Below are 8,368 nucleotides of genomic sequence, written 5' to 3'. Positions count from 1 at the left end.
AAAATCTGCTTTTATGTTTGTTTTAGTTCGTTTTTATTAAACAATTGTATAGGCTAGATAGCTCTACGAGAAACTAGCTTTTCAAAATTGGCTTGGGTTTGATGAAGTAATTGCTCCCGGCTGTCTTCCAAAGACTGTTTCAGGGTTGGAACCAGATTGCGAGATTGCAGAGCCATGTGAAGTTGTAGATGGGCAACATATTCACTGAAATCATCATGCACTGCATTTGCGCCGATTCTGAAATTTGATTCCATTGCCACTGTGTTCTCCTTGAATCTTTCCCGATTGTTGATTTACATTACCTATACTTATCATGATCTTTTGCCTAATCTTCTTATTTTGCAATGAAGTTTAATGTATGGCATACAGATTGTGGATAAATGTAAACTTTGCTCAACACTTAAGAGCAGAACACTAAATAATTATCTATAGTCAACTAGCCACAGCGCTGACTTTCTCATTCACCATTTCATATGGTTTTTCTGCGCCTTGTGCTAGATATTCACCCAACTGAGATTCTATTTGCTCGCGTACAATTTGGCGATACTCTAAGAAATGCTCATTGTGGGCGCAGGTAGCAAGGTAATGCTCTGCAACGCTGGGATTATGCTTGATTATGCTAAACAAGTGGTGCCAGAACTTCCAGCGAGTTTCCCGTTTTATCCCTTGTCTCCAGATAACAATCAGTAAGGCTTTGACAACAACCCACTCTGGCATTTTAGACGGCGCTTTCCAACTCGGCGCACCCATGAGCAGGAAACAGCGGTAGGTGCGCTCCAAGTACTGCACTGGGTCGTATAAAGTACAAAACGCCTCAACATATTCTCTGCCAATGTCTTCTAGGGGACGGGTGGGGATAAAGTTCATCAAAGTAGTTTGGTTAATATTGCCGTCTTTGTTTTCCCGCAGTCGTCCTTCTTTCTTGAGACGGTGCCAAAGGGCAGTGTTTGGTAGTGCTTGTAACATGGAAAAGGTGGTAGACGGAATTGCTGCAAGTTCTGCAAAGCGGACAATGCGATCGCCTGCGCCTGGTTTTTCGCCATCAAAACCAATAATAAACCCAGCCATTGGACGCAACCCAGCTTTGATAATGCTTTGCACCGCCTCAGTCAGCGAACTACGGGTATTTTGAAACTTCTTCGTGAGTTGCAAACTTTCTTCGTCGGGTGTTTCAATTCCCAAAAACACTGCCGCAAAACCGCACTCAACCATCAACTCCATTAATTCTGGATCTTGGGCGAGATCAATGGAAGCTTCGGTGTCAAACCGGAATGGATACTGGTGTTCTGCCATCCAGACTTTTAACTCTTTAAGCAACAACTTGACATTGCGCTTGTTGCCGATAAAGTTGTCGTCCACCATAAAAATACCGCGCCGCCAACCCAACTTGTAGAGGCAATCTAACTCTGCCAATACTTGTGCGGGGGTTTTGGTACGCGGTTTGCGTCCGTAGAGAACAATAATGTCGCAAAATTCGCACTGGAAAGGGCAACCCCGGGAAAACTGAATCGACATCATGTCGTAAGCATCAAAGTCTAGCAAATCAAAGCGGGGTATTGGAGTGTTTGTCACATCCGGTTTTTCTGTAGCCCGGAAAGTCCCAGAAGTTTCACCTCGTTCAATTGCTTCGACAAACATCGGTAGGGTAATTTCCCCTTCATCCAGAATCAGAAAATCTGCACCTACTCCCTGAACTGCATGAGGTACAGACGTGGGGTAAGGACCACCGACTGCAACTAACTTACCACGTTGCTTTGCTTCGCGAATTTGCTCTAGTAAATCTTCTTTTTGAACTATCATCGCGCTGAAAATACACACATCTGCCCAAGCCCATTCCTCTTCTGTCACTGGGCGGATGTTGCGATCAACCAGCTGAAATTCCCATTCTTGAGGTAAAATTGCTGCGACAGTTACCAAGCCTAAGGGTGGCAACAAAACCTTGCGGTCTACTAATTCCAATATTTTTTCATAAGACCAAAATGTTTTGGGAAAAATAGGATAAACCAATAAAACTCGCATAAACCGTCAAACCTCACACTCTAAGTGTTATTTCACTTTAACTAAATTAAAAGTTTATTGAGGTATCGACGAAATTCTCTTAATTAAAGTTTCTATTTTTATTAGGACTTACGCAATAACTTTCTAAAACTCTTATTTCTTAGTGTCCTTTGTGTTTTAGGCTTGTCCTAACGGACATACACTCCCGTTCACTACGCCACTTCGTGTCTACGCGGTTCGTTTCTTCATAATACATACGTAAGTTCTGTTTCTTTTTAATGAGAAGAGAAAACGGTCAATTATTATATAAAAAACGAATAATATGCACCCTTCCTAACCGAAATGTGCTCTACAGAGGACTGGTAAGCAATTTGGACAACCGTAAAAAGAGAAACCCTGATGCGAGCAAGCATCCTGGCTGCTTACACTCATGCAAATGAAAGGCACAACATAGCACTATATTATCTATCGCGATTAGGCAAGGCAGGCATTGCGTTCGCCCATTGGGGCGCTGTTCCTTGCCTAATCGCCAGCGATACCATGCAACATCTTATACGACATATCGCAAAAAATAATATTCTATCTTATAAGTATTTATCTGTCAATACGTATCTCCTAAAATTACGAATACTGACATATATTGCATTGTGAATCTAAAAAATCTGTAAATAAAACAAATATTGATTGACCTGGTATTTACACGGCTATTAATATCTTATACAGATGCAAATTTAGAAATTGCATATACACACATTTAAATACGTTAGTATTAAGTACAAACCCATATTTTTTTGAAGCTTCACAGCTTCATTATTAAACATGAGGATACAAAATACAGACTACTTAGATATAGTTGAAGGTTATCATTGGTTAGAAAAATTTGGGAGAGCTAATCAATTAAGTATTAGGAAATCATTTCTAAGGAAAACCGCAGGAAGCAGTTACCTTTTTTAATAGCTGGAAGTCCTGTCAATCAAGACTTACATTTTTTCAACAGGTAAGTAATTTCTGCGCAATTACTAAGCTTATATCTAGTATAAAGTCTCATGCGACCTGAAATAATATCAGGCTGGGTAGGATTGCAGCCTGCAATCTACAAATCCAAGCCTGACTCCAGGTATATTCTTAACTATTCTTGTTTTGTGTGAGGATTAATAAATGGTAAACATCGGTTATCATACTGCTAAATTTCAAGGGCAATTTATTCGTTCTCTTTATAGAAATTTAGTCGTTAAGTTGGTCAACCTTCCTATCAAACAAAATCGAAAAGCTCCGATAAATGTCTATTCTTTATCATGTGAGCGCGATTTGCCAGAACAAGTGGTAAGTATTCGGTCATTCATCCGTCATGTCGGCATTCCAGATACATTCACTGTTATTTCTGATGGTAGCTACACTGACGATAGTTGTCGTTTACTGCGCCGTATACATCCCTGTGTTGAGGTGGTGCCTTTAAAAAAACTTCTTAGAAGCGATCTGCCTCAATGTGTTTCTGAATATGCCCAACTGCATCCAATGGGCAGAAAGTTGTCGGCATTAATGTCAATTCCTGTAGATGGTCCAACTATCTACACAGATTCAGATATTTTATTTTTTCCAGGTGGAATTGACTTAGTTCAGTTAGCTACTTCCGACGATAAATATACTAGATATCTACCTGATTGCTCTAATTCACTAGATGATAGAATCATTTACGATGATTCCGAAAAGTCAAATCCAATCAATGCTGGATTTATTTTATTCAAGCACGAGTTGGATTGGAGTTTCGCTATTGAACGCTTGGCGAATATTAAAGGAGTGCCTGGATATTTTACTGAACAAACAGTGGTGCATTTGACAATTCACCATAATCAGGGCAAGCCTCTGTGCTCAGAACGATATGTTCTCAATGTAGAAGACCAGTTTATTTATCCAGATAAATTTGCTAGTAAAGAAATTGCTTTAAGACATTACGTTAGGGATGTCAGACACAAGTTTTGGTTTAATTTAGCGTTAACTTGATGGTAGGTGAATACTTCTTGAATTAGCCAACAGGCTAAACAAACTAAACCTACCTGTGTAGGCTAATTTCTACAGGCTGCAAAGGCAGCCTTTGTTAGTGTGTCCGTATCCGCACCATGCGCGGGTGACGGATACTGTTAAGCGACACGTATTGGATAGTAAGTGTCGCAACTGGTGTTGCTTGGTTAATTTTTACTAAAAACAAATACATTAATACAATGCATATCTCTTCATTTGATGTCTTTGACACCGTTCTGACGCGAGTTGTCGGAACACCAAAAGCGTTCTTTCTCCTGCTAGGTAAGCAACTTGCAGCTTCTACCCTAATTAACTGTACGCCTGAAGCCTTTGTTCATGCTCGCACCACAGCCGAGTTCCGGGCATACGGAAATGTTGGTGAAAAATATTCTTTGCACCAAATTTACACAGAACTTGCGATCGCGCTGCGACTGACTGATGAGCAACGCGAAAAAATCATGCACCTAGAATGTGCCTTGGAGTCTCAACTGATTCGCCCAATCCCCATTGCAAAGGAGATTATACAGGCTGCCCGTAACAAAAGCAAGCGTGTAGTTTTCGTGTCCGATATGTATTTGCCTGCTGAGTTCATCAAAGAGCAGTTAGTGCGTCATTCATTTTGGGTAGATGGTGATCTGCTGTATGTATCTAATGAATACGGAAAATCGAAGGCAACAGGTCAACTTTTCCGAGAATTGCTCAGTCGTGAGGGTGTTTCGCCTGCCGAAGTATCTCATTATGGAAACGATCTGCGTGTTGATGTTCAAGGTGCCAAAAAAGTTGGGTTGAAAGCTCAACATTTTCCCGAAGGCAACTTGAATAGATATGAGCAAAAACTGGAATTACATTCGTATGCGACAGAGGGCTTATCTTCTGCTATGGCTGGTGCCTCCAGACTAGTGCGCTTGCAAGTCCCGGTGTCGTCCTCAAAAGAGGAGGCTCTGCGTGATGTCGCTGCTGGCGTGGTGGCTCCTACATTAGTCGGCTATGTTCTCTGGGTACTCCAACAGGCTCAGCTGATGGGTTTAAAAAAGCTCTACTTTGTGTCGAGAGATGGTCAAATTTTGCTGGAAATAGCGCGTAGATTAATCGGTAAGCTCAATTATGCTTGCGAGCTTCGTTATATCTATGGCAGCAGACTATCGTGGAATCTACCAGCAGTCGTCAGTCTTGATCCACAGCAGGCATTGGAGATGCTGAAAAGACCAAGCTGGATTTTGGATGGGACGAGTACCCTTTCTATTCGAGACTTTCTGGCGCGGGTTTCTATTGCTCCGGAAGAGATTCGTGATAGCTTGGCTGCTGTTGGATTCAAAGAAAAAGATTGGTCCCGAATTCTTAGTAGGCAAGAGGTGCAGGTATTGCACCCAATGCTTGACAAACGCGAAGTCAGTGAACTCATTCTTCAGAAAGCACAACAGAAGCAGCAAGTTCTGATGAAATACCTGGAGCAAGAGGGAGTGCTTGACTCAACGTCAAAGGGATTAGTTGATGTAGGTTGGTTTGGCAGCTCGTATGATTCCCTAGCCGCACTTGTGAATGCCAACGGTGGCACACTCCATGTGGGTCTATTTTATGGTCTCAAGAGTAACTCCCAGGGCAATCAATCTGACTCTAAGAAAGGCTATTTCTTTGATCTGCGGACAAAAACTGGCTTCAAAGACGTTTTACCTGAGTTGGGTATTGTTCCTCTGGAAATGTTTTGTAGTGCAGATCATGGTACCGTGCTCAGCTTCATGGAGGAAGGTGAACAAGTTCGACCGGTTTTCAAGGAGGAACATAATCAAAGGATCATTGACTGGGGGCTACCACTTGTTAGGAAGGCAGTTTACTGTTTTACAGAGAATCTGCTACTTGACGCCAGCTTAGTGAATCCATGGGCAGATGTGCGCGGAGCTTCTGCAGATGTCCTTCAGTCGTTTTGGTTGAACCCTTCTGATACAGAGGCAAAGGCTTGGGGTGATTTTCCCTGGGAGGCAGGTCATAGTGAGAAGACTAACTCTCTAGCCCAATCCTACCCCTGGACAGGTGTTGCTAAATCTTTTTTGACTGCGAGATTAGCTTATCAGCAAGGTTTGTGGTTTGAGGGATCAATAGCCCAAAGTGCCCCACCAATCCAAAAGGCTATGAAAGGTTTTCTCCGCTATCGCCGCTTGCTCTCGGTTATTAAGTCCAAGGTTCCCACAAAAGTTCTTCTCCGTAAAGCTTAGTAGTCTATGTCATTAATTATGATGGTTGTATGATTTCGTAGAAGGACTTTAGTCCTAGACTCATTGAGCGCTGTTTGCGCTCATGTGCGTTCATATCAAAACTAATGCGGTTAACCACTAGTGGTCTGTTTCATTAATTGTAATGGGTTACAAGATCCCGGACTTCTTTAAGAAGTCCGGGATCTGACCCCTACGACATGTCAAAATTAATGACATCAACCACTAGTCTGTCAATTTTGAGTTAAGAACGAGAACCCTTTAATTGCCCACAGTACGAAGACCCCACCCCTAACCCCTCCCCCTTCGGGTATGCCTTCGGCACGCTACGCGAACGCCAGTTGCCTGGCTGTCGGGAAACCCTCCTGCAGCACTGGTCTCACCGCAAGCGAGGAGGGGAATAGTAAGTCATCAAACGAACCTGATATTACTTGCTTAATGGCTCAACACCACTGATTTTTAAAACATCACTCACCGTCGCACAATAATTTGGCAAACCGACACTGCCGGGATTAATAAAATTTTGGTAACTAAAATGCCGATAGTTCATACAGAATCTATCCCAGGCAGCCATCTGAATGCGGAACAAAACGATAATTAAATTGGCTAAAGATATAGATAGAGGGATGCGAAAGTAAATCTTTTTCCCAAGGTAGGCGCAAACTTCTTCAATTGCTTGATTAGCAGTTAACTGCTTCTGACCTAAAACAAATGAGCGCGGTTCGTCTTCTTTGGGAGGATTATCAATCAAATACCGCACGACAGTGGCAATATCTCGTCCGTGGATGAAGTGGAAACTGCCATCAGCCTCAAAAAAGCGAATCAAATCTATATATTTCGTGACGTCTGGAATACCAGATGTTGAGTGAGAATAGGGTTTATTGCGATCGCCACCCAGCACTAAAGTCGGAAAAACAGTGGTCACTTTGGGGGCTATGGCTAACTGCGATATCTTTTGCAAGCAATCGTACTTGGAACGGATATAATCTGTACCCAGTTCCCCTGCTTCTTTCAAAGGTTGGTTGTTACGATCCAAAACGCTGGCGGTGGAAAAATAAATTACTTGTTCACATCTGTCTGGATCTAGCAAGTTGAGCAACTCGTGCGTTTTATGTACATTAATATCAAAAGTGGTATCACCGCCCCAAGCCGTTGCCGTTAGTACAGCAGCATCTATCGTTTTCAGCAAGTCGGCAAATTGCCCTATTTCTTGCATATCACCCTGCAAGACAGTCACACCAGGACGTGCTTGAGTATCTACTTGCAGTTTTTTTGGGTTTCTGACTAGCAAATACAGTTCGTGTTGAGTTTCTTGAATTAAGGCTTCACTTATGTAGTGACCTATACAACCACTTGCACCCGTTACTAAAATCCGTTTCTGGCTCATAGGGAGTTTCAAATAAGATTAAGGCGTTATGAATTATGAATTGTGAATGAGAAAAAAGTTTCAAGATTCATAATCTATAACTTCAACTTCTATATGGGCAAAAGCCCTTACTGATATTAAAAATCATTCTACATGACTATCATTGCTGAAACTGACCGCCTAATTATCCGTACCTGGATTCCAGAAGAGGATGCAAAACAAGCTTTTGAGATATACAACGACCCTGAAGTTACGCGCTTCCTCATCACCAAAGCAGAGAGTCTTGAAAGCACAGTAAATATACTGCAACGATGGGTAACAATAGCTGCCCAAGTCAATAATGGAACTGGTTTATGGGCAATGGTTCTTAAAGAAACTGGAGAAATTGTAGGAACTATTGTCCTCATGCAACTACGAGATGAGGATCAACAATTCACACAAGATTATGAAATTGGTTGGCATTTGAAAAAATCCGCTTGGGGTAAGGGATACGCGACGGAAGCGGCAAAAGCAATTTTATATTACGGATTTAACACCTTAAAACTACCCGTAATTTGTTCAATTGTACAGCAGGAAAATACTGCGTCAATCCGTGTTATCCAGAGGTTAGGAATGATTCCAATAGGACGCACAACCCGATATTACAAAATGGAACTTGAAATGTTTAACGTAGTTGCCCCAACTTAGTACAATTGCACCCAACTTGTATACACTATAGACTCTAAAGGAAATACTGTGCATAGAAATGAGACAGCGGGGGAGCGCAATGCTTTGCGCC

6 protein-coding genes are annotated in these 8,368 nt (G+C 42.0%); 3 read left to right on the top strand and 3 right to left on the bottom strand.

What is annotated here, in order from left to right; translation table 11 throughout:
* Positions 1-53 precede the first annotated feature (53 nt).
* Entirely contained in the window at positions 54-254 is a 201-nt protein-coding gene (locus V5G28_RS21950) for a hypothetical protein (protein ID WP_041037465.1), read from the bottom strand.
* Between the two features lie 178 nt (positions 255-432).
* A complete protein-coding gene (locus tag V5G28_RS21945) occupies positions 433-2,019 on the bottom strand; it encodes a B12-binding domain-containing radical SAM protein (protein WP_332991054.1) in 1,587 nt (528 codons plus the stop codon).
* 1,137 nt (positions 2,020-3,156) lie between these two features.
* On the opposite strand from V5G28_RS21945, the gene V5G28_RS21940 reads away from it, so the two are divergent.
* Positions 3,157-3,999, top strand: coding sequence for a hypothetical protein (locus tag V5G28_RS21940; protein WP_332991052.1), 843 nt, complete (start codon positions 3,157-3,159; stop codon positions 3,997-3,999).
* Positions 4,000-4,217: 218 nt separating this feature from the next.
* On the top strand, positions 4,218-6,227 hold the full coding sequence (locus V5G28_RS21935; RefSeq protein WP_332991050.1) for an HAD family hydrolase: 2,010 nt from the start codon (positions 4,218-4,220) through the stop codon (positions 6,225-6,227).
* Positions 6,228-6,651: 424 nt separating this feature from the next.
* Here the strand turns inward: V5G28_RS21935 and V5G28_RS21930 are convergent, their stop codons facing one another.
* A complete protein-coding gene (locus tag V5G28_RS21930) occupies positions 6,652-7,611 on the bottom strand; it encodes an NAD-dependent epimerase/dehydratase family protein (protein WP_332991048.1) in 960 nt (319 codons plus the stop codon).
* Positions 7,612-7,743: 132 nt separating this feature from the next.
* Between V5G28_RS21930 and V5G28_RS21925 the strand changes: the two genes are divergently transcribed.
* Positions 7,744-8,277: a GNAT family N-acetyltransferase gene (locus V5G28_RS21925; RefSeq protein WP_332991046.1), complete on the top strand. Its 534-nt coding sequence runs from the start codon at positions 7,744-7,746 to the stop codon at positions 8,275-8,277.
* Positions 8,278-8,368 lie beyond the last annotated feature (91 nt).

Source organism: Scytonema sp. PRP1 (assembly GCF_036697665.2).
GTDB classification, from domain to species: domain Bacteria; phylum Cyanobacteriota; class Cyanobacteriia; order Cyanobacteriales; family Nostocaceae; genus Kalymmatonema; species Kalymmatonema gypsitolerans.
The sequence above is the reverse complement of the archived record's forward strand: the minus strand, read 5'-3'. Positions and strand labels throughout refer to the sequence as shown.